Here is a 25757-nt window from a genome sequence, read left to right as displayed (position 1 = left end):
CACCTATAATGCATAGTAGCAGGAATTGGCATGCGACCAACGGATCGTACAGTGGTTTCTCTACTGAATTCGTGTGTCGCTGGGATGGCGCCGGCTGGCTGATCATCCTTTCCGGGCGGTTACTTGCATAGGTTAATCTCACTGCCATGCTGGGAATTCACGAACTTTGGCTGTTTGTCCTGTCCGGCCTGCTGCTCAACGTCACACCGGGGCCGGATACCGCTTATATCATCGGGCGCACGATTCAGCTCGGATGGCGCGGCGGAGCTGCTGCGGCGATGGGAATCAGCTGCGGTTGCCTGGTCCATGTGCTGGGTGCGGCGATCGGCCTGTCGGCGCTGCTGATGGCCTCGTCGACCGCGTTCCTGGCCGTCAAGCTGGTCGGCGCGGCCTATCTGGTGCTGACCGGCCTGCAGATGCTGCTTTCGCGCGCCAAGCCGGTCGCCGAGATCGCCGGGCAGGGCGGCGAGACCTCGATCTCGCGCGTGTTCTGGCAGGGGGCGCTGACCAATATCCTCAACCCCAAGGTGGCGCTGTTCTTCCTGGCCTTCCTGCCGCAATTCGTGGCGGCCGATTCGCCGCACAAGACGCTCGCCTTCCTGGTGCTCGGCCTGATCTTCATCACCGGCGGCACGCTGTGGTGCCTTGGCCTTGCGGCCTTCGCGGCGCGGGCTGCCGGCCACATCAGGCAATCGGCCGGCGTGATCGCCTGGATCAACCGCTCGCTCGGCGCGCTCTTCATCTATCTCGGCGTCCGCGTCGCGACGCTGGAGGCGCGCTAGCTCGCGCCTTGAGGCTCTCGCTTTGCCGCTCTAACCGTGGATCTTGAGCAGTGCGCTGCCGGCGAGATAGATGCCGAGCAGGATCATCGCGATCAGGAACCAGCGGCGGAACACCTCGGGGTGCATCCGTGTGCGAACCGCCTGGCCGATGAACATGCCGGTGAACGACGCCGCCATCGCGACCGCGCCCGGCAGCGCGGTGGCTGCCGTCAGCAGGCCCGATGCCGTGAGGTTGAAGGCGAGCGCCACGGTCGCAGTGGTGAAGAACACGCCGAGCGCCTGCACCAGTTCGTCCTTCTCCATGCCGATCGCCTGCATGAAAGGCATCGAGGGGATGACCTGAACGCCGGTCGCCGCCGAGATCAGCCCGGTGATGACGCCGACGATGCCGCCGATCCATTTCTCGTCGCGCCGCGCGACCTTGAAGCTGAACCTGCTCAGCCCGACGATCGCGTAGATCACCAGCAGCACGCCCAGCACGACGGTGCCGTAGGCCGCGTAAGGCCCGGTCAGCAGCCCGGCATTGATCCAGATGCCCGCCACGGTGCCGAGCATCAACGGCCACAGCCGCTTGATGATGTCGCGCAGATAGGGGCCGACGAAGGTCTGCCAGATATTGGTGACGATCGCCGGCACGATCACGATAGCAATCGCCTGGCCCGGCGCCATCGTGGTTGCGAGCAGCCCCATCGCGACCGTCGGCAGGCCGAGGCCGAGCGTCCCCTTGACGAAGCCGGCGAGCAGGAAGGCGAAAGCGATGAAGATCAGGAGATGGTCGACCATGGCGGCACATTGACCGATCGATGCGAACGGCACAATCTGGAGGTTACGGAGTTAGCCTTCGGACGACCCGAAGGTATGGGGTGGGAAACGTCATGCGGTTCGACCTGACCGATTTGCAATTGTTCATCGCGGTTTCCGATGCGCGCAGCATCACCCAGGGCGCGGCGCGCGCGAACCTTGCGCTGGCTTCGGCCAGCGAGCGGATCAAGGGCCTCGAGGAAGCGCTCGGCGTCGCGCTGCTCAAGCGCGGCCGCCGCGGCGTCGAACTTACTGCGGCGGGCGAGAGCTTGCTCGGCCACGCCCGCATCGTGATCCACAATGTCGAGGCGCTGCAAAGCGATCTCGCCGCCTATGCCAGCGGCGTGCGCGCCAACGTGCTGCTGCTCGCCAACACCTCGGGCCTGTCGGAGCATCTGCCGCGCGCGCTCGCGGCCTTCCTGCACGAGCATCCCGATATCAGCGTCGATGTCGAGGAGCGCGAGAGCACCGATATCGCGACCGCGATCGCCAGCGGCGCCGCCGATCTCGGCTTCGCCGCGGAGCACGCGCTGCCCGACAGCGTCGAGCGCTTCCTGTTCAGCGAGGACCGCTTGATGCTGGTGGCGTCGCGGCGCGGCGATCTCGGCGGCCGCCGCCAGATCGACTTCCAGGAAGTGGTCGGCCGCGATTTCGTCGGCCTCACGGCAACATCCGCGCTGCAGGTTCATATCTCGCGGCATGCCGCAAAGCTCGGGGCGCGGCTGCGCTTCCGCGCCCGCCTGCGCGGCTTCGACGCGATCTGCCAGATGGTCGCCGCCGATGTCGGCATCGCCGTGATCCCGGAGACCGCGGCGCGGCGCTGCGCGGCGTCGATGCCGATCACGACGATAAGGATCCGCGACGCTTGGGCCAACCGCCGGCTGACGATCTGCGCGCGCAGCTTCAAGGCGCTGCCGCGCGCGGCCAAGCAACTTGTGGACTATCTGCGCGCCGAAGCGCAGCGCTGACGGCTGGCTCATTTCGTCGTCACCACGCCGGCGTCCTGGATCACCTTCGCCCATTTCCTGATGTCGGCGGCGATGAAGTCGCGGAAATGCTCCGGCGTGTCGCCGGCCAGCGTCAGACCCTGCTCGGCGAGCTTCTGCTTGACGATCGGATCGGCCATTGCCGCGGTGGCGAGCTGGTTCAGCCTGATGATGATCGCGGGCGGCGTGCGTGCGGGCGCGACCATGCCGTACCAGTTCTCGATGACCAGGTCGGGCATGCCGGCCTCGGAGGTGGTCGGCACGTCGGGTGCGGTCGGCGCGCGTTCGCGCCCACCGAGCGCGATTGGCCGCAGCGCGCCAGCCTTGATCTGCGGCAGGATCACCGGCAGGTCGAGGAAGGTCATCTGCACCTGCTGACCCAGCAGGTCGTTCACCGCCGGCGCGGCCCCGCGATAGGGCACGTGCACGATGTCGACCTTGGCCGTCAGCTTGAACAATTCGCAGGCGAGATGCGGCAGGCTGCCCGGGCCGGAGGAGGCGAAGTTGAGCTTGCCCGGCTGCGCCCTGGCGAGCGCGACCAGTTCGTTCATGTTCTTCGCCGGCACGTTGGCGGCGACCACCAGCATCTCCGGCACGGTCGCGACCAGCGTCACGCGAGGTCCTTCAGCGTGTCGTAGGCGACCTTCTCCATGCTGGGGCTGATCGCCAGCGCGCCGGCGCTCGCGATCGCCACCGTGTAGCCGTCGGGCGCGGCCTTCGCGACTGCGTCGGTGCCGAGCACGCCGCCCTGGCCGGCGCGGTTGTCGACGATGACGGGTTGCCTTGCGAGCTCCGAGATCTTCTGCCCGATCACCCGTGCGATGATGTCGTTCGGCCCGCCGGGCGGGAATGGCACGATCAGCCGGATCGGCTTGGTCGGAAAATCCTGGGCGAAAGCCGTGACGGGCGCGAGAAACAGGAGAAGGGCTGCCAGCAGCCTGCCGCGCATCGTCATGTCGCCCATCCCTGACTTTTCTGGTTGCGGTCAGGATGGGCGCGGATCAGACGCCCGGCAACTCAAGAAATCAGGCAGGGAACTCAGGCGTTCAAAAGCTTCATCGCCGCTTCATGCACGCGCGGGTCGCCGGCCGCGATGATCCGGCCGCCGCTTTGCGCCGGCTTGCCGTCCCAGGTGGTGACGACGCCGCCGGCGCCGGTGACGATCGGGATCAGGCCGGCAATGTCGTAGGGCTTCAGCTCGGTCTCGACCACGAGGTCGAGATGACCGGCGGCGAGCATGCAATAGGAGTAGCAGTCGCCGCCATAGCGCGACAGGCGCGCCGTATTCTCGATACGGCCGAAGCGGGCGCGGTCATCCGGATTCATCAGCAGCGGGCTCGTGGTGAAGACGGTCGCTTCCTTCAGCGAGGCGCAGCGCCGCACCGAGAGCCGCCGTTCGCCCGACGGGCCGGAGTAGTGCGCCGAGCCGTTGTCGCCGGAGAAGCGCTCGCCGATATAGGGCTGGTGCATCATGCCGAATACCGGCGTACCTTTGTGCAGCAGCGCGATCAGCGTGCCCCAGATCGGAAAGCCGGCGATGAAGGATTTCGTGCCGTCGATCGGATCGAGCACCCAGACATAGTCGGCGTCCTCGCGCTCATTGCCGAACTCCTCGCCGACGATGCCGTGCTGGGGGAAGTTCGACTTGATCAGCCGCCGCATCACGGCTTCCGCCGCCCGGTCGGCCTCGGTGACCGGATCGAAATCGTTCGAGCTCTTGTTGTCGACCGAGAGCGAGGTGCGGAAGAACGGCAGGATGGTTTCGCCGGATGCGGTCGCAAGGCGGCCGATGAAGGCGGTAAAGTCGATGACCGTCACGGCATGTCCCTGAACTGCGCAAACGACGCGGTAGAAATCGGATGCGGTCTTGCCTAGCTCAATCCGGCGCGGCGCGCACGATTAACGGAGTGTTATCCAGCCCGGTGACGCGGTTCCGGACTTTCGATTTGGCTTCGGATTCGAAAGCGCCCGGGGTCTCGGTCTCGATCACGAAGTTGCGAATTCTGGTATACAAGCTATGCGCAGAGCGCCGACCGCTCGGGGCTTTCCTTGTAAGATATTGATCCTACATACGGAAAGCCGCTCCTCCCGGCCTGTTGCAGTTTCGCCAGACTTTCCAACATTACCCAAGAAATGTTTCGAAAGTTCTTGCGTTTTGTGCAGCGCGGTCGCATATTGTTGCGGTGCGGTAGCGCCTCGCGCTATCGCTGCCCTCCTTGGGCGTTTCCTCCCTAGACTTGGGCCGCTTGTTCATTCAAGCGGCCCTTTTTTCTTGGCTCATTGCTTCCGCGCGTGAACACGGAATCCAGTTTCGCGTGAGGCCCAGTCGCCGACTGAATTCCATATTCACGGCTTCGGTTGGCAACCGCAGTCCCGGCCGAACCGAGCGCTACTCCGCGGCCGCCTGGAACGGGCCGAGATCTCCGAACGGGATTTTCGCCAGCGCATCCGCCAGGGTGGCAAAGTCGGCGGCCACCTGCGCGAAGCGCGGGCCGCGCTCGCGGCGGCGCTCATCCATATAGACCGCGCGGTTGAGCTCGATCTGCACGGTGTGCAGGCCGCTCGCCGGATTGCCGTAATGCTCGGTGATGAAGCCGCCGGCATAGGGCTTGTTGCGGCCGATCGAATAGCCGAGCGAGCTCATGATCTCCTCGACGAGGTCGGGCAATAGCGGCGCACAGCTCGTGCCGTAGCGGTCGCCGATCACGACGTCGGGCCGGCGCGGCTCGTCGCGCGACACGCCGACCGACGGCATCGAGTGGCAGTCGACCACCATCACCGCGCCGAACGCCTGGTGCGCCTTGTTGATCAGCCGGCGCAGTGCGCGGTGATAGGGCTTGTAGAGCACCTCGATCCGGCGCAGCGCCTCGTCGACGTCGAGCCGCTCGCGATAGATCTCCTGGCCGTCGCCGACCACGCGCGGGATGGTGCCGAGGCCGCCGGCCACCCGCATCGAGCGCGTATTGGCAAAGCTCGGGAGCCGCCCGGTGAACATGCGCGGGTCGAGCTCGTAGGGCTCGCGGTTCACGTCGACATAGGAGCGCGGGAAGTTGACCCGCACGATCGGAAAGCCGCGATCGCTGAGGCCCGCGATCAGCTCGTCCATGAAAGAGTCTTCGGAGCGGCGCAGCGACACCACATCGATTCGCGACGCGTCGAGGAATTCGGCCGGATAGACCGAGCCCGAATGCGGGGAATTGAAGATGATCGGCGCGCGCCAGGCCTGCGGCTCAACGATCTCGAACGGGGGCGACAACTCGCCAGCAAATTCGGTCATTCTCTTGGCGCCGTCCCTTGCGTCCGCCTCGCCCCCGCAGCAACTGAGTCTGCCGGAAAAGCGGAGATTTATGGGCACGCATTGTCGGTAATCGCGATCATTCTGCCAAGTGAAAAGAGTGTGGTTTCAGCTGGAACGCGTCTTAAAAGCAGCAAATGCGGCACCCGGTTGATTCGATGTCTGGTTCGGTCCACAAATGGGTGGCGCGCATTTGCCGCTGGCTTGACGCAAATTTCACCCGAAATTTACCGTCTGTCGGGCTTACTGTTCGGACTGCTCCTCAAGCCGGATTCGACGATTCCTGCCATGCCGAAAATACTTCTCGCCGAAGACGACACCGATATGCGCCGCTTCCTGGTCAAGGCGCTCGAAAACGCGGGTTTCAAGGTCTCGCCGCACGACAACGGCATGTCGGCCTACCAGCGGCTGCGCGAGGAGCCGTTCGAAATGCTGCTCACCGACATCGTGATGCCCGAGATGGACGGTATCGAGCTGGCGCGCCGTGCCTCGGAACTCGATCCCGATATCAAGATCATGTTCATCACCGGCTTTGCCGCGGTGGCCCTCAATTCCGATTCGGAGGCGCCGAAAAACGCCAAGGTGCTGGCCAAGCCCGTGCACCTCAGGGAATTGGTCAGCGAAGTGAATAAGTTGCTGGCGGCCTGATTCGCCAAAAAACCTTCACTTTGTATCCTTGCCTGCCCCGCCGCCGTCCGTTATAGGGACCCGATCCAAATACGCTTTGGGTGCGTAGCTCAGCGGGAGAGCACTACCTTGACATGGTAGGGGTCACAGGTTCGATCCCTGTCGCACCCACCACTTATTGAAGTTGGTTCAGTCACTTAACTGGCCTCCTTTTTTGAGTGAATAAGCCTGATTGACGATTTTGCGCGTAGTTTGCGCGTTGAGAGCGGACGCTGCGTGTGCCGCTGCAACTCCTCGATGATCTCCTCAGTTGCGCGTCGCGCATCCTCCAAGAAATCCGGATCATGATGTTCGTACCAACTAGCGGTGCGGCCATCGTCATGACCGAGCCAGACATCGCGCTGCTCCTTCGACACCGGCGGCTTGGCGCGCCTCACTGACGTCGCCATAAAATGGCGGATCGTGTACTGGGTGAACGAGGGTAGGCCGCAGGCAACCGCGTGCCGTTTGAATGTTCGCTTCATCGTGGTGATCGGCTGATCGTCCCATGTCATGGGCGCGGACCGGTCCCAGTGCTTCAACCAGCCCCTCAGGTTTTCAGTCAGCCGGATCTTTGGCCTGTGCTTCTTTGTCTGTCGCCTACCGGGCGGATTGAGATCAATCAGCCCGATGTTCCACTCGACCTGCTTGTCGGTGCGAAGGTCAAGGATCGCCTCCGGCCGAGCCCACGTATTGAGAGCAAGGATCACAAATCGAAAAAGGTTCTCTTGCCTCACGTCGATCGCATCGATGAAGTGACCGAGTTGCTCGAGCGTCGGCAACCAGTCCCGCGGCTCCGAGTCGGGGAGGGCGGTTAGTTCCGCCACGTCTTTCGCCTGCGTGTAAACATTCGGCGCGCTGTCGAGAAGCAGGACTTCCTTTTCGCGGTCGAGTCCGTCGACGACGATCTGGACTTTGCAGGCAAATTTGAAGGCTGCCGATATCACTGAGAGATTGCGCGCGATGGTGCCGGCGGAGTGAGCGTACTTGTCGACGCACCACCGCATGAACTCCTTCTGGCGAAGAGGTGAGAAGTTTGAGACGCGCGCCATAGGACCGATTTTTTTCGCAGCGAACTCCGTCGCGAGCTGGATTGCTCGAAACGCCGGCTTCGCAGACGACTTATGCTTGATGTCGTTCTCATAGTAGAAGTCCAACGGCTGAACGAATAGCACCGCGTCTGGCGATCGGTTACCCGAAGAGGCCGTGCTTCCGAGGAGTTCGATCAGCCGTTCTTGGGCTTCCGCGAGAACTTTTGTATCAAGACTTTTGCGACAAGTTCGTCGCTTTCGCTGGTCCCACCAGTGGGCGTAAAGGTAGTCGGAACCAACGACACGGCCGATCCAGAAGCCTCGATATTCCCAAATCCGTTTTGCTGCGGCTGGCATGGTGTGATTTTCCGTTTGAGATATTCGGCGATCGAATCCGGGTTATAAAGAATGGCGCCCTTTTTCCCGTTCAAGAACTCGATTTCCTTTTTGCGTCGCGCCTCGCGGAGTTCGCGGGCGCCCAAGAACCGAGAGAATCGTTTGCAGACCTCTGCTTCGGTGACGTAATGATCGAATGGCGCCAGCGGGTTGGTCGCGGTAGAAGCCGCAAAGATACCGGTCATTAAGCCGCCTCCCGCGCTAAGGGATCGACCGCTTCGGCCAGCAACCTCACCATTTCCCAAGTATCGCCAGCGCGCAGTTCGCCTATCAAGAAGCGAACGTCATCGACGCCAATTCGAGCGACCACCCTCGCGACCGCCTCTTGCTGACGCGCGCGCTGTCGACTCTCCTCCTGCTCCTGGAGAGCCCGCTGCTTTTCCCACTTTCGACGAGTCCTGGCCGAAACCTCTCGGCGCTTTTGCGCGATCTGCTTTTTTTGAGTTTCGAGTCTTTCCTGCTTCGAGACTTCCAGCGCCTCAGAAACCGCGCACGTCGAAATCGCTTCACCATTTTTCAGCCGTTGCACGACATCCTGTACAAGCGGCGGCGGTACGTTCTTGGCGGCCAGTCGGTAGACAAGCGCCGGCCTCAAGTTTGTAACGGTTACATTTAAGCGCCAGTCTTCAACGAATATTGCCGCGCTGATGTAGTTATAGGCCGTCTTTTCGCCGAAGCCGCATTCGGCTTTGATCCAGTCGAGAAACTGACCGCGAGGCAGCTTCTCTCGCGCCTCCAGTAGCTCGCGGCCAGCATCGACCGCCGCCCAGGTCAATCTCGACGAGCGACCGAATTCGCTTTGCGCCATTGCGAAGCTTGGCGATATCGTTTGCCGGAAGCGCACCGTAATCGAAGGAGGACTCCTCCAGAACCGCCAACGATCCGGTCATGATGCGACGGCCTCCAGCGTCGCCGGTTGCCACGCTTCCGGATCGCGCAGCCAAGCCTCAAACTCAGATCGGCGGTAGACGGTGCGGCGAGTGGAGAGCTTAATTCGCTTAGGGAAGCGCTGCCGCTTCTCAAGTCGCCTGCGCGTGAGGTCGGAGAGATGGGAACGCTCGGTAAGCGTATCATCGTTCTCAATGAACGGATCATCAACCATGCTGGAATCCTCGGGCTACAAAAAAGCTCATCGATCGGTCTTGCTCCCGATCAACGGATTCTTTTTTTGGCCGCCCCCGGCCTCCGGTTGACGGCCCAGCAATGGCTTACGCGCCGGTCCGGTCGCAACTGAAAATCACGGTCATGCACAGGCTGTCCCCGAAATTCCACAGCACATTGCGGAAAAGGCATGAACACTTTCACGGTAGCGTGACTTCGTTCGCTAGAAAATCAGAAATCTGCCGTTTCGTTTTCCATTAGTTTTAGAATGCCCGCCGGATTTATGGGGTCGGCGGGCATTTCGGTTTTTCAAAGTTGCGGCCTAGGCCAAGTTGACCACCGCAGCGGCCATCGTCTGCCGCAGCTGGTAATGCCAGCCCTCGCGGCCGATGGTGTCGGTGTCGGGCCACTCGTTGCCCTGGTCCTCGCATTCATTGGCGTAGCGCAGCACTGCGGCGACGCCGGCAAGGGAAGTTGGCATCGTGTTGGCGAGCGCCCATTCTAACTCTTGGCAAGACTCGCAAAGTTGCAAGACCAGACCATCGGCATCCGTCACGCCATTCTCGTCCTGCTTGGTCCATAGCTCGGTCCTGTCGCGATCGAGTTCGGCGTGAAGTCTGGCCCTAATTTCAGGCGTGCTGGCGAAGTCCGGCATCAACCCTAGCCGGTCGTCGATCTGCGCATGAGTATGCAAGTAGTATGGCTCACCGCCCTTCATACCCAGTTGGACCCGCGGGGTGCTGCGCCGGGCTTCCTCCGGGAGGGTTTCGCAAAGTTCACTTAGAGCCATAAGCGCGTCGCTGTAGGCCCGCTCCTCGGCGCGGTGGCGGGCGATCAGCGCGAACACTGGGTCGGCATCAGGGCAGGCCACGGCGGCCATGGGTGTCGCTGCGGTTACTGCGGGCGGGATTGCCGCCAGCGCCATGACAGCGCCACCGGTGGCCGCGACAGCGGCTCCGGAGAGGAAACCGCGACGCGACGAGATTATGCTATTATTTAAAGTAGCTTCGGGCATAGCAACTAATCCTTGCTTGCTTGGGGTTAGAGCCGGGGCGGAAGTTCGTGCTTCCCCTCGGCTTGCTTCTATGGTACCACGGTTTATGGCAAAGACAAGTGTGGTACCAAAGAAAAAGCGCGGCCCCGCCCCAACAGGCAAGGGGGTTCAGGTCGGCGAGCGGTGGCACCCCTCCGAACTCGCCGCAATTGATGCTTGGATCGCAGCGTCCTCCGACAAGACCCTTACCCGCGCTCACGCGATCCGGCGCTTGGTAGCGCTGGGGTTGAAGGCGAAGAAGTAGGGTGGACATAATCAAGACCGCGATGGGATGGCTGGAAATGCCGCACTGGCTCATTGTCGCGGGCGCACTGCTTGTGATTGCGGGCCTAATCGGACTTGTGAGCCGCCGCAAGCGACTGGCGGACGTCCAAGATGACCCCGCCAGAGAGCCGAGCCCTGATGCGCGACCCCAACTGCCACCGCGGCCAGATCTTCTTGACTCCCAGCCACGGAAGAATCGGCGTTCGACGTTAAGCAATGAAGAAACACCCCAGGTCCGCCCCGTCGAGATCGGGCTGAAGGCGAAAGGTAAGTAGAGTGGTGCCAGCAGCTTGGGAAAGGCCTTATACTCCAGATTTTCGTGGTGGAGACAACACAAAGCAGGAGATTTATATTGCCGTTGGCGCAGCTCTCACGGCTTGGGAAGAACTCGAAGCTGAGGTTGCCAACCTCTTCGCGCATCTTACGGGTAGTGCCGATCAATATCATCTCGGACCAGCTATCCGCGCCTTCGGCGGTGTGAGCGGCGCTAAAATGCGTGCGCAAATGCTCGATTTGGCATCAAGCGCGTTCTTCGATAATCTGATCATGCTCGATGACCAGTATGAGCTGATCACGACCACGTTTAAGGACGTCACTGAGGCGATAAAATCGTATCGTGGTTGGTCTGACCGGCGCAACGATGTCGCTCATGGTGCCGTCCGAGAAGCAGACGACGCCGATCCGGAGAGCGAAATGCATACCGGGCCACACACCTATCTTTTGTATCCGTCAGAATCAAACACCCGAAAGTGGCCAACGCTTGGCGAGCCTGCCTACAACTTCAACGCTCGCGAAATTTTCAAATTCACTGATGGATTTATCGAACTGAGGCAGCACGTCATCGCGACTTGCGAAATGATCGCCGATCTAAATGCGAAACTGTCAAAATGACGACGCGCTCGCCGCCGCCCCTCTGCGAGGCTCCACGAGGGTCCCGAAACATGTTTAGCAGGCGCGACCGCCGGCAATAGCAAAGCCTATGCCGGTCCTACTCTGGCAAAACAGATCCGGTCTTCGACTCGGCGCGGTACACGCGGTAGGTTCGTCTTCGCCCCATAGCCACGCCAAGGCCGCAAACAATCGCGGTACCGATGAAGGCGACGCCGGCCTGAATTTGCTGAAAGATGGATGTCGCACCGAACAGCGCGATTGTCTCGATAAGGATTCCGAGCCCCAAGCCGAATCGGGAGAACGTGCCCCAGCCTGTGACGGTGATCTCTTCCCTGATTTCTGCAACTTCAGCGCCGCTCTTGGACGCGGCCTGCGCGGCTTGTGCCGCGGACTCGGAAGCCATCATGCCGCGCTCGCTGCGTACAACCAGATAAATTAAAATGCCGATCCCGAAAACGCCCGAAAAAAGAATGAAACCGTCCATAGGCGACCTCCGCCAAACAGTAGCTGTTCTACCAAGCCCTCAACCCTAGAGGGAAGTGCCGGTGGGATTCCACAGGGAATGGGAAAGGCCATGACGGGGCGGCCAGTCCGAGCCGCTCGGCCAGTGTCCTCCACCGTAAATCACGGGCAACCTCGGACTGGAGGAGAAGAAGTAGGAACGCGTTCAGTCGGATTTGGTCAGATCAATTTCAGTTCGTTTGAGCGCTTAACCAATTTTCCTTGACCTCTCGATTAGTGAACAAGTCAAAATCGTTGGCGATGATCGCGTAGGTCGCCGCCCCCGCATCGATTGGCTTTCCGAAAGCTGGGTGTGGTTCGATATTAAACCAGTGGTTGATTTGAAAGTGGCCGATGTTCTCATGCCAGATTGCCCGCGTTACTTCCCGATGACCGGTCGTTTCAAAGACCGAGCGCGAATAGGTGACTAAAAGATCGCCCTTACCAAGATAGGAATCGAGCATATCTGGCCTGTAGTCGGGCAACATCCTCCACAATTGGGTTCGAGAGATCGATATGCGGAATCTCTCCAGGTTTTTGCAACTGACGGGATTCGGAAAAAGAGCGCTCATGTGGGCGTTGGCATCGCGAATGCGACAACCCAGGCTCTTTGCAAAATACCGCAGAAGATTTCGAATTTCTTCCTGGTGATCAACTCCGAATATCTCTTGGAGTGGCAGCACCGAGCGTCCCCCGTCCTCCTGGGACTGGTCAAGCCAGTCAGAAAGAAGGTCATAGGCTCGATCGCAGGCGGCAGTTTTATTGCTGTTGCAGTCGCCGCAGAGAGACGGTGCATATTTCATCAACCGGGATTTGGGGCCTGGGATGCGGCGCGGTGCATCTTTGCCAAAATGGAACGGCTGATTTTCGAACTCGTAGCCGTCTTGCTCAAATAAGCGCCTAAGGTCGCGGCTCTTGAAAATATGCTCGCGACTATCGGCTAGCTTCCCGCAAATCCAACATTCTCCCGACGCGTCAGTCATCAGCTCAGACCCGTAACCGAATCCTTGACTATTCTCTGGGGCAGATCGCAAGGTCTAATTGCTTGGATCTGCAGAACGCGGCACGGTTGCATCAGCCGACTCACCTTTTCGTTTTCCCACTATCATTTGTTGACTTTAAAGTCAACCAATTGTTGACCTGAATGGCGACACTAGATAAAATCGCGATCCTGACGCGGATAACGACGCCGCTGCGCAGGCGGGAATTCGAGGAAAGAAAGTTCTTTGCGATGCCCTCGATGGTCCAGTTCCTTCGAGACATTCTGCCCGGAGCTAAAACCGGCGTTGTAGAAGCGACCGAGACGCCCGCAGCACAAATGGACACGCTTTTGAGGAAATGGAACTCGGGGCGGCCCATGGAATACGGCCGAGCCTTTTCAAACCTTAGACCTGCTGCGCATGGTGTTTGGGAGATGAAGACTGCTGACCTTCGGGTTTTTGGTTGGATCTACCGCCCCAAGATATTTATCGCTACTTTTGCCGGCCTTGCGGATGACTATAAATCGCAGAACGGCATCCCACCGAAAGAATCCTACGACGAAGCGCGCAATCGCGTCGTTTGGATTCGAGACCGAATAGCTCTTGATCCCCCCGCGTTTGCGACCGGAGACTATGATGCCCTCATTTAGCTTTGACATTGGCGAGAAAGAACGAGCCGGATCGCGGTTTCTGTCGGACGTGCGCGACGAATTGCAGCGTGCACTTGCGACTGAAAAGTCGCGCAGAAAAATCACACAACAAGAGATCGCAAATATTCTTGAAACTAGTCGTGCGGTAATCAATCGGCAGATAATGGGACTGGAGAATATTGGTATTAAACGCGTGGCAGAAATACTTTGGGCTATTGGATGGGAGCCGCATTTTGAGGCCCGCCCGATCCCGGATGGCGATAATGAAATCATTCCGCCGTCAGCTCACGCACCTGTCACCATTGATCCAGACAATCAAAAGGAGCGCGCAAGCGCACTTGATCCCCTTCAGGGGGGTGAAAAGGATCGAAAGAAAGCTTCAAGTGCTCGCGAAGCAGCGTACGCGTAATATCGAGACCGCACGATGGAACTGATCTCCCTGGATACATGTCGCTCAACGTGGCTTTTTCCCACTGAGGAATTCTTGCCCTTAGCCGGCTCCGATGGAATCGCAACAATCCAGCAGGTAGCTGATCGCTACAATTTCAGAACATTCCCCCAGAACCCGACCAAGGAAGATGTTGATAAGAATGGGCTCAAGTTCGCACTTGGTTCGTTCTCTTATGAAGGTGAGAGTATCGGAATTACCGAGTTCGTAGCCTACAATGATGGAATTGTTGCTCAGTCCAACACGACAGAGCGGGCAACTGCGTTTTTAGAAGATATCACGAGCTTTCTTATTGAAGAGCTCGGGTTTAGGCGTCCAGTTTCCGACATCAAGAAGATCAACGTTAGCATTCTAACCGTTGAATTCGCCGAGTCGGTGAGCAAGCTTTTTGCCCATCAGGCCGAATTATTCTCACTCGTCAGAGAGTACTTGAACGCGCCGCAGGATACCGCTCACCCGGCCGAGGTTAGCAGGCTAGATATCTCCCTTGACGATTCCACGGTCGGCCAAAATCAAAGACCTAAGTTGATCCTAGAATCCCGCACTACGGTCCCACTATCACGGCGAAGGTACTACTCGAACGCAGCGATGCACACGAAAGCTCACTTAGAACTGCTGGGTAAGATCGAGAAGATGTTCATGGGCGTGTCAGTCTGACGGCGCCCGAGTCGCCGCATCATCACCGAAATGGGTTGCGGTTGGAAAGGTCGGCTGGGTCGATACCCGGTTGGACTGGGGCGAGGTGATCAATTTCGCCAAGGGCGTCTCTGGCTAAACCGCTGCCAATTCCTCCTTAGCGCAACCCTTCCCTTGTTGCCGCTGCGCGCGCTGGCCTAGGTGGCTCGCGGGCACCCTCTCTTGGACATATCGACCACCGCCTTGTTCGACTTGTATCGAGTGGCGCGCGTTGTTTTGCAGAGCCCCTTAACGAGCGATCGAGATAACTCTTCAAAAGTATCGAAGCGCTCTATGTTGTGGGCCGCCCGAGATTCTTCGGAGACCCGAAACCAAGGGCCATTAAACAACAGCGACGCCGACGGCAGCAGAAGATAATCGAGGGGCGATTGGTTGTTTTCGCCCAGTCTCAAAATAACCACCCACCCCTCTAGCCGGCGCACGCGATTACGCATCATCCAGTGCACCACTCGGCCCCCATATTTGCACCATCTGGCGACCCGAAAGCTGACGTTCTCAGCCTTATCCAACCTCAAACACTTGGCCGAGCGATCAAGTCTAGCAAACGACCCCGCCTGTTCGAGGGCAACCCGAAGACGAACTGCATTTTGAAGATGGAATTCGACCCATTGCTTGTGCGCGGCGAGTTTGTCCCAATAGTGTTGATTGCCCGTGTAGCCAATCAGTCGATAAACGTTTTTAAGCGTGCCGAAGTGAGCCAAAAACGAGGAGACTGAGGGCATGCCAGGGCACTCGTCGATAATCCCTGAACTCAGCTTGCCTTTCTTCATCAGCAGCTTTCTAAGCCTTAGCAGCATTTCCTCCTCTGGGATTTTGATGAGCCGCCGTGCCGCCATAACCTTCTGCACGCGCAGGAACACGTTTCGCTCGACGGTAGGCTCGATGATGCCTTCCTTCCTGATCCAGAGGGACTGTGGGTTACGCGCTCTCTTTGTCTCCAGCTTTTCCGTCGTGCGATTGTAAATGAAAGTACCGATATATGCTTCGTTTCGAAGAAGATCACGTATCGCATTCCTGCACCACGGATCGCCTCGGCCGTTTACAATCCCTCGCCGATTGAGTTCGCGCGCGATACCACTTGGCGAATTTCCACTCAGATACTGCTCGTAGATCCATCTCACGACTTTCGTCTGATCCGGCCTTCCCCGGCAAAGTCGTACACGATCTGACGCCAGAAATTTGCGCTCGCCCCGGCCAAGTAATCCCTTTGGAGTTGAGTGTTCGTCTACGACCAGTCGCTGCAATCCATAGGGGGCTGAGCCGCCCATCTTGAAGCCTAGCCCCGCCAACCGCAAAGCTCCCGCATGGACCTTGCCTGAAAGCTCCCGGCTGTACTCCGCCGCCATCACCCGCTTGATATTTTTGACAATGCTCGACAGAAGGCTGCCATCATTGTCGAATTGCTCGGCGCAATAGACTACCTTGATGCCTGCCTTCCGACAGAGGAATTCATAGTGCGCGCTCTCGTCGACGTCTTGAAACCGTCCCCAGCGACTAACATCCAGGATCAACAGGTGACCGAAGTCAGCTTCGCCAGACTGGACGTCACGGATCAGCGCGGTCAAGCCGGCTCGCTTCTCGATTTTAAGACCGCTTTCTCCATCGTCGCGGTAAGTGCGAACGATCGTAAGCCCATGAATGGCAGCGTAAGCTGCGATAACAGCCGCCTGGTTTTCAGTCGAGTATTTCTGGAGGTCAGTGGACATTCGGACGTATTGTGCCGCCCGATGTGTCTTCTGTGCTTGAGGTAGATGGTCCTTGCGCACAATGAGCGAGTTGGCCATTCGCTCCTCCCGAAATGACGATTATCTGCATCATCTCATTCAAGCCATTGAGCGACTACAAAAACTAGGACCGCAGCTCACGCCACACAAGCGATATGGTTGCCTTTAAAAATCCATCCCCTTTGGGGGGATTGTCCCCGCGCGCTTGCGGACACCTATCAGGTTGCGAGAAGCTAGCGAGAAGGTAGAACAGGGGGAGCCCATGCTACTGGTCAGGGCCAGCGGCCATCAGGTTCTCACCTCGATTTTGCTCACGCAACGACAGGCCGGCGCGGTGTCGAAGTGGTATCCAGTTGCGTTGGTCGTCGCTGTGTCGTCGACTCCCTCCTTGAACCAATTGGACGAACCAGTTGCCCCACCAACGGAACGAATACCGCTTGTGCCAGAATACCAGATTGCGATGACGAGATTTCTCGTCGCATCCAGCGCAAAGACCGCAGCGTCACTGACGACAGACGCGCCCGCACTGACCGAGACTGACGGCGATCCAGTGAAGAAGAGCTGAGCCTGGTTTCCGTCGAAGTCGTAAACATCGCCAGAGGGCGCTGGTGCCCGATGTAAACGCTTCCAATTTCGCAGCCCACTTCGATACCTGCAGTGAAAGTCACCCGGGCCTGAGTGCCGGAAGCGGATAGCGCCGCGCCGCCTAGAACTTGCCGCTGAGTATTCCCGCCCCAATCTGCCTGGCCTTCGGAAGACGGTACCCCCGCGAATGTCACCACCCAATCTCCAGTCTCAGTCGGAGGCGGCTCAGTCAGAGATGAAATGTCGCACTGAAGAATGGATTCCGCAGTGAAATCGACCACGTTATTTCTCCTTAATTGATGATTTCTTCGACAAAGCCGCGCTCTAACGCTTCGGTTGCGGACCACCGGCTGTCCTCAATCATCCATTGCCTGGCCATTTGCTCAGCGACGCCAAGTCGCGTTACCAACAACGAAGCAATAGCATCGTCGGTGTCATTCAGCGACTCGTTGATGGCCTCTTTGTCCGCCGCCGGCAGCCTCCGCATGGCGTCGAATTGCGATTGGACCGCAAGACGCATTGAGCGATGAATCAACACACTGCCGTCAGCAACGATGTCTCGACGATCAGCCGCCAACGCGATCATGACCGCGGCGCTCGAGCAGCGGCCGACAATCTGACAGGCTACGCGGTACGGATGCTCCAGGAGCGCCTGCGCAATGAATAGCGCGCCATCCCCGTCACCGCCGACGCAGTCGATTAAGCACAGAATGGTGCGATTACCCGCCTTGCGGATGGCTCGCAGATAGACGGAAGTGTCTCGCTCGGGAACGCGCCCCAAGGCAACGTCGACGGCATCGTGCACTGCTGAGAAGAGCAGAAGGCGCAGGGGCGGTCCTTCACCTACTGGCCGGGTCCGAGGGCCCGGGAATGTGGGAAGCGGCTTAGGCTCGCGGCGGGGTATCGCACGGATCTGGTAGACCATCTCCCGCATGGGCCTAGCCGATCACACCAGCGCTACCGCCGCCAGAGGACGGCCCGCTAATCGTCGCACCGCTATTGTTGCCCAGATCAAAGCTGCTGGTGATCGTAGGTGATCCAGTGAATATGACGCCGCGGAATCCGCACCACTGGAAAGTGGACCCACCAGCAAGCGCAAGCGTCGCTGTAGTATTGTTGTCCTCTGCAGAGATTCCGATTTGTGAGCTCGAACTCCCGACAATGGTCACGGCGCCGGTTAGCGTAGTCGTCGAGGCGCTCTGTAGCTGGACAAAACACGGCGCCGTAACTGCAAATGTTCCGAACGTATTGGAGCCGTTAATGAATAAGATGCCCGTGCCGGGCGTAGAACCAAGAGTCAAAGCTCCATATGTCTGACTACCACCATTGAACGTTTTGCCGCCGGCCCCGCCGGTAAAAACGATCGCCGCCGAACTTCCCTGGAATGTCAGATTGGTCGTGGTGCCCATCTGCCACGACCCTCCGCCGTGAGTGATCGCATATGTGGCAGTGCCGAGCTTGATGGTTCGCGTTCCCGTGCCCGACAGATTGAATGGGTTCGTCGCCCCCGAGCATGTGATATTGTTGTTGTTGACGCTGTTGTCGAACGTCCCGGTGAATGCCCCCATCGTCAGGCCGACAAGCGAGATTGTGCCGCCGAAATTCACCGTGACCGTTCCGCCGCCGGAATTGGCGTCAAAGGTGGCGTTATCGGCAGAGCTTGGCACTGTCTGCCCGTAGTCCGTTCCTCCGCTGGACGAGACCCAGTTGTTGGCGTTGGTGGTATCCCAAAATCCGTTGATAGATCCAGCTCCGGTGGCCACGAAGCTAACCGCAGTGACATCTAGATGGGTGCCGTCAATGACAGTGATTGTCTGCGTACCGTTCAATCCCGTCGTGCCTGTAAACCCGAAAAACAGTCGCGAGTCGCCTGTCGTCATGCCCGTTGTCGACGCGACGGTGACGCGGCACTTTCCGGACCCGTTGTCGGCAATCGCCGACGCGGGCTGAGCCTTCCAGAATCTAGCGGCCATCCAATTTACCTTCGATTGAGATTGCGCTTTGCGAGGCCGAGCAAGAACGAGTCTCGCTCGGCCTCGACGTTCGCCGCCGGTCCGTCCGCGGTCGGCAACTTCATTTCTGCTGGCTCCGGCGATGAAGGGCTTTCACCTCCTCGACGTTGTGGTCGTAATACGGTGATATATCGAGCAGAAAGCCGGCCCACTCGTCAGCGAACTGCTGTTCGGACTGCTGGAGCGCGGCGCGAGTTTCGCTCAAGGGCGCCTCGAGGGCCTGCATTGCCGCGATGAATTGATATTGTTGCGCGGAAGCAAGGGCTTTCACGATCGCGCCGGCCGCTCCGGGGAATAGGTCGACGGTTGAGTCCTGTCGCAACGTGTTTCGGCTTCCCGGCTTCCGACCAGCTCCGGGACGGCGACCACCGCGCCCTTTTGATTTTTCCATCAACTTTCCTATCGCGTTTGAATGTTTTGAATTGTCTGGCTCGCTCAGTCAGATCGATCGAAGTAGACAACTCGTTGCAATCACGGTGCTTTCGTCGGTGTTTGATTTCGTTTGATATCCGTTGAGAAATTACCCAGCAGGAAAAAAACTGCGGGCGACGACCCGTGCGGTGGAACCCTAGATCGGCCGGCTCTTTTAACCAGCTACCCCCCTGGGGTAGCTCTCTCAACCGAGTAGGTCGCGACGGAGTGCATCAAATTCTTCCTCGCTGGTCGGTTCGTCGAGCTCGTAAGATGCCGCGATCCAGCTCCCTTGCCCGTCAGGCGCCTGCAGCATGACGGTGCGACCGTCTTCGCAGAGCACGGCCTCTACGGTCGGCGGGTAGGGCCCGCCGCGATCGAGGATCTCAAGGTTCAGTCTCATGCAGGCACCAGCAAACGCCACGTCTTGAGATTTCATCGTCATTTCACGTCCCTTCCGTCTCGACCGCGCTTGACGGCCAGTGTCCATGTGTCGCTGCCCGAGCCAGGTCTCTCGCCGATCGTTGCGCGATTGGCGTGGAACATCGATCCGCCATCGGTGACGAGCATGCCAGCGCCGTAGACCTTTTCACCGCTCCATACGCCCTCGTATTTTAGCTGCGGCCTCGCCTCGAGAGCCTCGATCCGCTTCAACAAGGTCTCTTCGAGACTCTTGCGCCGGTCGCGTCCCATCGCGACCAACCATCGGTATTCGGCCTGCAATGCGCCAAGCTGGACGATCAGGCTGCGGAAAAGTCCTTGCGTAAAGGCGACCGGAATATTTTGATCCAATGCCTTTTGGCGCCCTTCCAAATCGGAATTGACCTGCTCGCAGCACCATTGGGAAAGCGTCAGCCAGAGGTCGACTCGATCCTCGTCAGTCTTCGGAAGCCGTTCCAGCCCAACGAGCGGATCGCACAACTCCGCATTTTTAGTCGCGAACACCGGCATCGGCAGCGATGCGGCGCGCGGCGGTGGCGAATGGCGCTTCGTCTGTTCTGTTGATACCTCGCCGATCAGGTCGGAGACGAGCGCCTTCTCGCGATCTCTTTCGAGGCGCTTGATCTCGGCCTCGACGACGGTCATCGCCGAGAGCGCGGCACCATCCCACTTGCCGTTCTGGATGGATTTAGCATCCAGCTCGGCATACCGCTGGCGAAGCGCAGCGATTTTCTTTTCGATTTCCGAAAGGCTCGGCATTGCTAGTCGGATCACCCAATCTTCCGAAGATCGGGCGCGCGGCCGTATCGACGCTCAAAGTCGAGCTCGATTCTGGCCAAGTGACGCGCTCGATACTCCATCGGCCGAAACTCACCGACTCGAGCAAGATCGAGATCGCGCGCTAATTCGCGGCGCAAGTTGCGGATGCGAAACAGATCCTGAATCTCAGGCGAGATTCGAGCTACGCGGTGTTTCTGTTTCGATAGTCGAACGACGGGCAGCGGCATGGGTCAACGTTTTTCCTCTGATGGAGTTTTGGCACTAGCAATTGATTGGGCAATCTCGCGCATGCCAGCCAGCAACGGGGCCGGCATGAACACAGCAGACGTCCCGGTTTCGCGTAGCGCCAACCCGGTTGCGTTCAACGCCGCGATGGCAACGCACAAATCATCGATGGTAGAAACAATGCGCTGAGCGGCGGCTTTGCGGAGAGGCGTCATCGCATCACGGACGGCAATCGCGTTTTCGCCTCCATGTTCCCGAATTCGGGCGCGCACTTCCGCCGCCGATCGATCGAGTCGGGCGGCCTCTGCATTCAACCCATCGAGCCGCACCTGTGCCGCGCGCCGATCGTCCAGCGAGTTGGCTCTCCCCCAAGCCTGGTGGGTCCCGCAGGCGATGCCTTGGTCGGCGGCGATCTTCGAGCAGAGGTCCGCCTGCGCCGTTTCGATTTCGTGGAGCTCGGTCTCTGCCGCCGCCATGTCTGGCGGCATAGCTGCTCGCGCTGTCGCTTTGATTTGGTCCGGTGTAATCATGCGGGATGTTTACTCCATCTCGCTCGTCAAACCGCGTGACACGTCACGCGTCACCGTCGTCGAGCAACCGGCTAACCTCAATGAACTTCGAGAAGGCGTCACCAATTTCGGATACGCTGGCGTTATCCAGGGACCATTCTTTGAGGAGTCCACGGTCGTGCAGGAAGTCGACGGCACCGCCGCGCGGTACCGTGATCCATACTTTGATGAGCCCGGCCTTTTTGCGGTCGCGCGATTCTTTCGCCTGAAGTGCATGCCGGCGCTTTTTCGCAGTCAGCGCATTGCAAGGGGGACTATCGGTTAGGCTCATCCGCGCGCCAGCACCGCTTGTGCGAAGGCGGCCAGTACGGCCGCCGCTACGTCCGCAGCGTCTTCAGACGCGATACGCGGCGAGAGCCAACAGAGCGCACCGCCGGATGAGTGCCAACTCACGGTGTAGGCCGGCTCCTCATCCGCCAACCGGCTCCGTATAGGCGTGACGCGAACGGTACCGCCAAGGTGGGGCCGGCGCCGCATGCGGTTTGCATGGGGCAGGGATCTTCTTCTCATTCCGACCATCCGGTGTCCTTCCTGGGCATGGCCTGCAGCCTCAGGAGTGGCTCCAGCCGCTTACAGTTCGCCTCCGCCGTGGCGTCGTCGACCTGCGTCGCCGCCAGACGCCCGCGAGCCTCGGCCAGGACGTCATCACTTGCCCACCGACAGGTGTCTCCGCCCCGCAGCAGCCTCATGCAGGAACCGACACGCCGCTCGAAGTCGCGCTCGATCCTGGCTTTAGCCTCGGACGCCGCTGCCTTGGCCCGGTCGATCTGCTCATGGAACGACCCGACGTCGGCCGCGAGGTCGTCCAGCCGGCTGGACTGTTTGCCTAACTCGGCTAGGACTTCGCTGATGGTCGGCACGAAGTTGCTGGTACGGCGGAGTTCTCTGCAGGCCTTGACCAGAGCGCTGACAGCAGGGCGCTCGCCGACGACGTCCTCCAGGAGCGCAACGCCGTAGATCGAGAGATCCTGTTTGCTAGCGTTCGGGAAGGCACCGATCAGGATCTGGAGCTGGCGCTTGATCTCCTGCGGTTCGGCTAGACGCCGCAATGCCGAGACTTCGGCCTTAATGGCCGGCATCGATACGGACCGAGCGATGGCATCCGCCTCAACGATGGCACCCTCGATCTGCCGGACGAACGCCATGGATGTAGCGACGGGGGCCCGGATGATCAGGTCGAGCAGCGCGCCGGAAATCCGGCCGATTACCTCCAGGTCTGAACCGGCGGTGTTGTCGATTACCTTCAGGTCGGGGGTCATAGTCGGACCCCCTCGATCGCGGCAATAGCCGACATAGCGCCACCGACAGGCCGGGCCTGCTGCCGCAGGCAGCCGTTGATGAACGCCACCGGATCCTGCGCCTCCTGCCTCTGTGCCCGGCTAATCGCGTCGATGATCTGGCCGTCGCTGTGGTGCTTGCGCCAACTACCGACTATTCGGCGGGCTTGGTCGGGCGTTTTTTCCGCGGCCTGCTCGAGATACCTGCGGCACTGGCCGAAGAGCACGCCGGCCGGGGTTGGTGAAACCTCCGATGGCCCATCCGGCGGATCCTGCCTTCGCAGGACGACAACGTTGCTTGCGCTGGCATCGCGCTCGCCGCCGTTCGCTTCAGCGAACGGAATATTATTAATACTATTATCTTCTTTTATCCCTTCTCCTCTTTGCGTCGATTTTGAAACAGAGGGCGCGTCAGCAGGCGCGTCATCTGCTGCGTCGCTCGGTGCGTCACTGTCGCCGCTTCCGTCTGCGGCTGGCCGGTTGAATTGATCGTAATTTCTGATGGTTATGACGGTAATGTCCCTCGTGGACACTGCGTCAATCAGTGCGTCGCTCATTCCATTTGAAGGTGCGTCAATTGGTGCGTCGCTACTGCGTCGCCCAGAAAGACGGTTCAAGCACCGCCTGACCTTGGCCTCAGACCATCCCCATTTGGCCGCCAGAAACCTCGTGGATGCAGCCACCTGACCGCGCTCTAGGTCGACGATCGCACGACCGACACGCTCCTGTCTGGGCTTCCAGGCCGCGGCTGCGACCAGGAAAAGAAACGCCTCGCGTTGTGAGTATGGCTCCGAGGGAAAGGGTTCGTCGTCGAATATAGATCGCGGCATGGCGACGTAGCCGCGCGCCATCATGGCGGGCTTCAGGATGCGGGTCATCTTGCGCATCCCCAAGCCAGAGCCGCTATGGCGGATGCGAGCTCGTAGCCGATCAAGAACGTCCGCGCGACACGCGACGCTCGCCTGTTGGCGAGATCATCGTGGTGGTGTAAGTTGTCGGTGCTGAAGCGATCCAAATTGCGGGGGCTGCCTGGCCGGGCGGCCCCTTCGCTTTTAGGAGGAGCGTAGCTTGCGCGTGATTTGCGCGCTGCACCCGCTCCGTTCGCGGTCTGATCTACCGACGCTCCGTTCGCGGTCTGATCTACCGACGTTCTACCGTGAACAGCAGCGTAAGCATCTGACCGGAATGCGTTTCCTGGCCTCGCAGCTTCGTTGACATGGTAGGGGTCACAGGTTCGATCCCTGTCGCACCCACCATCCTTCGCTCGCGAAGCGAGAGAAGGATGCCGCGCCGAAGCCCAACGGGCGGAGGCGGGCCTGCGGCCGCGAGCTTCGGCTCGGCAAGCCACGCTTTGGAATGACGTGGCGGCGACTTCTGATTCAACCAGTCAAACAGCCAAGCTCTCGGTGTCATCATGCGTGCATGCAGGTGATCCGGTATTCCAGAAACAACAGTGCTTGAACCGAGGGGCCGCGGCTCCCTCCAGGCGTCGTCCCTGCGAAAGCACTAGGGGATGCACACATCTGGTGCGACGGATTGACTCGGGTCAGAGATTGGGGATTCCAGAATCGGGGGTCTCGGTGACTTCTATTACGGCACTTCGGCTTGGGCGGAGGTGCCAGCATGTTGTCGCGGATTGACTGGACGTTGGGCCGGTTCGAGGATGGTCGTCTCGATAAAGGGGGGCGGCGCTCATCGGACGCATGGTCGCGGGCAAGGATGTATGCCTTCGGCGGCTTTCCAAGGGAGACCGCGCGCTGGAGGTGCGGTTCAACCGCTTTCTCGGTAACTCCAAGGTGACGAAGGAGCGCATCATCGAAAGCTGGAGCGAAAGCACGGCTGCGGCGGTTACAGGCCGCCATGTTTTGGCGATCCAGGACACCAGCGAGATCCACTTCAACACCACGCCGCAACGCCGGCGCGGGCTCGGGGAGATCGGCAAGGGCAATCACCACGGCGTGCTGCTGCACCCGATGCTGGCGGTGGATGCGGACAATGGCACCTGCCTGGGACTTTTGAGCGGCGAGGTGTGGACGCGTGAAGGCCCTCGGAGCGTCTCGCATGACAGCCGCGACCTGTCGGACAAGGAATCGCAGCGCTGGATTGCCACCGCCCTTGCGGCCAAGCCGCTGCTTACCGGTGCTGCAATGGTGACCCTGCTTGGTGACCGCGAGAGCGACATCTTTGCTCTTTATGCCAGCGCAGCCGAGCAAGACTACCGCGTGATCGCCCGCAGCATGCATGATCGCAAGCTGGCCGACACGACGGGTTTGTATGCGGCGATCGACGCCATGACGGCGGTAGAGCGTCGCATCATCGAGTTGCCTGCGCGTGCGGGGCGGCCTGCACGTCCGATGGACCTCGAACTTCGCTTCGGCGCAATCGAGCTGGCCCGGCCGCAAAGCAAGTTCCTGCGCCATTTGCCGAAAAGCCTGCATCTGGCCATCGTTGACGTCCGCGAGATCAATGCCGATCCCAACGTCGAGCCGTTGCACTGGCGTCTTCTCACCTCTCACGAGGTCACCAGTTCAGACGATGCCTGGCGCATCGTCGCCTGGTACAAGCAGCGCTGGATCATCGAGCAGTTCTTCCGCGTCCTCAAGACGCAGGGCTTCAAGCTCGAGGATAGCCAGATCGGCACCGCCGGCCGGCTTCTCAAATTGGTTGCCATCGCTGCCAAGGCCGCGATCATCACCATCCAGCTCCTGCAAGCGCGCAACGGGAGCCAGCAGTCGCTTCACGTTGCCTTCAATCCCAGCGAGATCGATGCGTTGACCGCCCTCAATCAGCAGCTTGAAGCCAGGAACAGACGACTGAAGAACCCGCATCCGTCCGATCGTCTTGCCTGGGCGGCCTGGATTATCGGCCGCATTGGAGGATGGGACGGCTATCCGTCCTCCAAGCCACCAGGCCCCATCACCTTCAAAAACGGTCTCGATTACTTCCGCGCCGTCGCTCTCGGATGGAGCCTCAGAAATGTGTGCATGCCCTAGTGCGAAAGCAGGGATCCATACGCCGCGGCGGACGTTGTCGGCGGGACTCGTCGTTCCAACGATGCCCAACAATCAGCATTCGTGGTTATGGTCCCTGCCTTCGCAGGGACGACACCGAGTGTGTTGCGCTGTCGGTCATGCCTTCGCATTCTCGCGCCATCATTACCGGAGGACACCGACCACCAGGTGTGAGTTTGT

29 protein-coding genes, 1 tRNA gene and 1 pseudogene are annotated in these 25757 nt (G+C 59.8%); 9 read left to right on the top strand and 22 right to left on the bottom strand.

Translation table 11 applies throughout. The annotated features are described in order from the left end of the window. Positions 1–146 precede the first annotated feature (146 nt). The gene (locus ACVIYL_RS03405; RefSeq protein ID WP_438077550.1) at positions 147–782 is read left to right on the top strand and encodes a LysE family transporter; all 636 of its coding nucleotides are present in this window, start codon (positions 147–149) and stop codon (positions 780–782) included. Between the two features lie 30 nt (positions 783–812). Here ACVIYL_RS03405 and ACVIYL_RS03400 read toward each other — a convergent pair whose 3' ends face one another. After that, positions 813–1565 (bottom strand): sulfite exporter TauE/SafE family protein, encoded by a 753-nt coding sequence (locus ACVIYL_RS03400; RefSeq protein WP_456777749.1) that lies wholly within the window; start codon positions 1563–1565, stop codon positions 813–815. A 92-nt stretch (positions 1566–1657) separates the two neighbouring features. Here ACVIYL_RS03400 and ACVIYL_RS03395 point away from each other — a divergent pair, with 92 nt between their 5' ends. After that, positions 1658–2551 carry a LysR family transcriptional regulator gene (locus tag ACVIYL_RS03395; protein WP_076827672.1) on the top strand — a complete coding sequence of 298 codons (894 nt, stop codon included), beginning with the start codon at positions 1658–1660 and terminating at the stop codon, positions 2549–2551. 8 nt (positions 2552–2559) lie between these two features. Here ACVIYL_RS03395 and ACVIYL_RS03390 read toward each other — a convergent pair. From ACVIYL_RS03390 to ACVIYL_RS03380, 3 genes and pseudogenes are all read right to left on the bottom strand, one after another. After that, a pseudogene (locus ACVIYL_RS03390) lies at positions 2560–3533 on the bottom strand (tripartite tricarboxylate transporter substrate binding protein). A 74-nt stretch (positions 3534–3607) separates the two neighbouring features. Continuing rightward, on the bottom strand, positions 3608–4387 hold the full coding sequence (gene hisN / locus ACVIYL_RS03385) for a histidinol-phosphatase (protein WP_456777748.1): 780 nt from the start codon (positions 4385–4387) through the stop codon (positions 3608–3610). A gap of 571 nt (positions 4388–4958) precedes the next feature. Continuing rightward, positions 4959–5846 (bottom strand): N-formylglutamate amidohydrolase, encoded by an 888-nt coding sequence (locus ACVIYL_RS03380; protein WP_456777747.1) that lies wholly within the window; start codon positions 5844–5846, stop codon positions 4959–4961. A 306-nt stretch (positions 5847–6152) separates the two neighbouring features. Here ACVIYL_RS03380 and cpdR point away from each other — a divergent pair, with 306 nt between their 5' ends. Both cpdR and ACVIYL_RS03370 read left to right on the top strand, forming a co-directional pair. After that, positions 6153–6512: a cell cycle two-component system response regulator CpdR gene (cpdR, locus tag ACVIYL_RS03375; RefSeq protein WP_016843340.1), complete on the top strand. Its 360-nt coding sequence runs from the start codon at positions 6153–6155 to the stop codon at positions 6510–6512. Positions 6513–6590: 78 nt separating this feature from the next. Next, positions 6591–6665 (top strand) — tRNA-Val (locus ACVIYL_RS03370). 23 nt (positions 6666–6688) lie between these two features. Here the strand turns inward: ACVIYL_RS03370 and ACVIYL_RS03365 are convergent. From ACVIYL_RS03365 to ACVIYL_RS03345, 5 genes are all read right to left on the bottom strand, one after another. Beyond that, positions 6689–7687 (bottom strand): hypothetical protein, encoded by a 999-nt coding sequence (locus tag ACVIYL_RS03365; protein ID WP_456777746.1) that lies wholly within the window; start codon positions 7685–7687, stop codon positions 6689–6691. Between the two features lie 68 nt (positions 7688–7755). Next, positions 7756–8142: a hypothetical protein gene (locus tag ACVIYL_RS03360; RefSeq protein ID WP_456777745.1), complete on the bottom strand. Its 387-nt coding sequence runs from the start codon at positions 8140–8142 to the stop codon at positions 7756–7758. Then, the gene (locus ACVIYL_RS03355) at positions 8142–8765 is read right to left on the bottom strand and encodes a DUF3102 domain-containing protein (RefSeq protein WP_456777744.1); all 624 of its coding nucleotides are present in this window, start codon (positions 8763–8765) and stop codon (positions 8142–8144) included. Before ACVIYL_RS03355 ends, ACVIYL_RS03360 begins: the two co-directional genes overlap by 1 nt. Positions 8766–8843: 78 nt before the next feature. Then, entirely contained in the window at positions 8844–9059 is a 216-nt protein-coding gene (locus ACVIYL_RS03350; protein WP_456777743.1) for a helix-turn-helix transcriptional regulator, read from the bottom strand. A gap of 321 nt (positions 9060–9380) precedes the next feature. Next, a complete protein-coding gene (locus ACVIYL_RS03345) occupies positions 9381–10073 on the bottom strand; it encodes a hypothetical protein (protein ID WP_456777742.1) in 693 nt (230 codons plus the stop codon). A gap of 579 nt (positions 10074–10652) precedes the next feature. Between ACVIYL_RS03345 and ACVIYL_RS03340 the strand changes: the two genes are divergently transcribed. Then, positions 10653–11267, top strand: a complete 615-nt coding sequence (locus ACVIYL_RS03340) for a hypothetical protein (protein ID WP_456777741.1) — start codon at positions 10653–10655, stop codon at positions 11265–11267. 97 nt (positions 11268–11364) lie between these two features. Here the strand turns inward: ACVIYL_RS03340 and ACVIYL_RS03335 are convergent, their stop codons facing one another. Together ACVIYL_RS03335 and ACVIYL_RS03330 are read right to left on the bottom strand one after the other, a co-directional pair. Next, entirely contained in the window at positions 11365–11751 is a 387-nt protein-coding gene (locus ACVIYL_RS03335; RefSeq protein ID WP_456777740.1) for a hypothetical protein, read from the bottom strand. Positions 11752–11959: 208 nt separating this feature from the next. Further along, positions 11960–12751, bottom strand: a complete 792-nt coding sequence (locus ACVIYL_RS03330) for a hypothetical protein (RefSeq protein ID WP_456777739.1) — start codon at positions 12749–12751, stop codon at positions 11960–11962. Between the two features lie 161 nt (positions 12752–12912). Here ACVIYL_RS03330 and ACVIYL_RS03325 point away from each other — a divergent pair, with 161 nt between their 5' ends. The 3 genes from ACVIYL_RS03325 to ACVIYL_RS03315 are packed head-to-tail and all read left to right on the top strand — an operon-like array spanning position 12913 to position 14503. Next, positions 12913–13398, top strand: coding sequence for a hypothetical protein (locus ACVIYL_RS03325; RefSeq protein WP_456777738.1), 486 nt, complete (start codon positions 12913–12915; stop codon positions 13396–13398). Beyond that, entirely contained in the window at positions 13385–13807 is a 423-nt protein-coding gene (locus ACVIYL_RS03320) for a hypothetical protein (RefSeq protein ID WP_456777737.1), read from the top strand. Before ACVIYL_RS03325 ends, ACVIYL_RS03320 begins: the two co-directional genes overlap by 14 nt. A gap of 15 nt (positions 13808–13822) precedes the next feature. Then, a complete protein-coding gene (locus ACVIYL_RS03315; RefSeq protein WP_456777736.1) occupies positions 13823–14503 on the top strand; it encodes a hypothetical protein in 681 nt (226 codons plus the stop codon). A gap of 176 nt (positions 14504–14679) precedes the next feature. Here the strand turns inward: ACVIYL_RS03315 and ACVIYL_RS03310 are convergent, their stop codons facing one another. The 11 genes from ACVIYL_RS03310 to ACVIYL_RS03260 all read right to left on the bottom strand — a co-directional run bounded on the left by ACVIYL_RS03310 (position 14680) and on the right by ACVIYL_RS03260 (position 23444). Then, complete coding sequence (locus tag ACVIYL_RS03310) at positions 14680–16326, bottom strand: recombinase family protein (RefSeq protein WP_456777735.1); 1647 nt, start codon at positions 16324–16326, stop codon at positions 14680–14682. A gap of 817 nt (positions 16327–17143) precedes the next feature. Continuing rightward, entirely contained in the window at positions 17144–17785 is a 642-nt protein-coding gene (locus tag ACVIYL_RS03305) for an ATP-dependent Clp protease proteolytic subunit (RefSeq protein ID WP_456777734.1), read from the bottom strand. 4 nt (positions 17786–17789) lie between these two features. Beyond that, positions 17790–18731: a hypothetical protein gene (locus ACVIYL_RS03300; RefSeq protein ID WP_456777733.1), complete on the bottom strand. Its 942-nt coding sequence runs from the start codon at positions 18729–18731 to the stop codon at positions 17790–17792. Positions 18732–18924: 193 nt separating this feature from the next. Further along, positions 18925–19254 carry a hypothetical protein gene (locus ACVIYL_RS03295; protein ID WP_456777732.1) on the bottom strand — a complete coding sequence of 110 codons (330 nt, stop codon included), beginning with the start codon at positions 19252–19254 and terminating at the stop codon, positions 18925–18927. 225 nt (positions 19255–19479) lie between these two features. Beyond that, a complete protein-coding gene (locus ACVIYL_RS03290) occupies positions 19480–19719 on the bottom strand; it encodes a hypothetical protein (protein ID WP_456777731.1) in 240 nt (79 codons plus the stop codon). Further along, complete coding sequence (locus ACVIYL_RS03285; protein ID WP_456777730.1) at positions 19716–20474, bottom strand: hypothetical protein; 759 nt, start codon at positions 20472–20474, stop codon at positions 19716–19718. The genes ACVIYL_RS03290 and ACVIYL_RS03285 overlap by 4 nt, the downstream gene beginning before the upstream one ends. Positions 20475–20485: 11 nt before the next feature. Further along, positions 20486–20722 carry a hypothetical protein gene (locus ACVIYL_RS03280; RefSeq protein WP_456777729.1) on the bottom strand — a complete coding sequence of 79 codons (237 nt, stop codon included), beginning with the start codon at positions 20720–20722 and terminating at the stop codon, positions 20486–20488. Positions 20723–20725: 3 nt separating this feature from the next. Continuing rightward, positions 20726–21250 (bottom strand): hypothetical protein, encoded by a 525-nt coding sequence (locus ACVIYL_RS03275; RefSeq protein ID WP_456777728.1) that lies wholly within the window; start codon positions 21248–21250, stop codon positions 20726–20728. Between the two features lie 43 nt (positions 21251–21293). Next, positions 21294–21560, bottom strand: coding sequence for a hypothetical protein (locus ACVIYL_RS03270; RefSeq protein ID WP_456777727.1), 267 nt, complete (start codon positions 21558–21560; stop codon positions 21294–21296). A 235-nt stretch (positions 21561–21795) separates the two neighbouring features. After that, positions 21796–22548: a hypothetical protein gene (locus tag ACVIYL_RS03265; protein ID WP_456777726.1), complete on the bottom strand. Its 753-nt coding sequence runs from the start codon at positions 22546–22548 to the stop codon at positions 21796–21798. Continuing rightward, positions 22545–23444: a hypothetical protein gene (locus tag ACVIYL_RS03260; RefSeq protein ID WP_456777725.1), complete on the bottom strand. Its 900-nt coding sequence runs from the start codon at positions 23442–23444 to the stop codon at positions 22545–22547. Before ACVIYL_RS03260 ends, ACVIYL_RS03265 begins: the two co-directional genes overlap by 4 nt. A gap of 825 nt (positions 23445–24269) precedes the next feature. Here ACVIYL_RS03260 and ACVIYL_RS03255 point away from each other — a divergent pair. After that, positions 24270–25559 carry an IS4 family transposase gene (locus ACVIYL_RS03255; protein ID WP_225642830.1) on the top strand — a complete coding sequence of 430 codons (1290 nt, stop codon included), beginning with the start codon at positions 24270–24272 and terminating at the stop codon, positions 25557–25559. Positions 25560–25757: the final 198 nt, after the last annotated feature.

This window comes from Bradyrhizobium sp. USDA 3315 (assembly GCF_054056795.1).
This window is presented reverse-complemented; position numbering and strand designations above follow the sequence as displayed.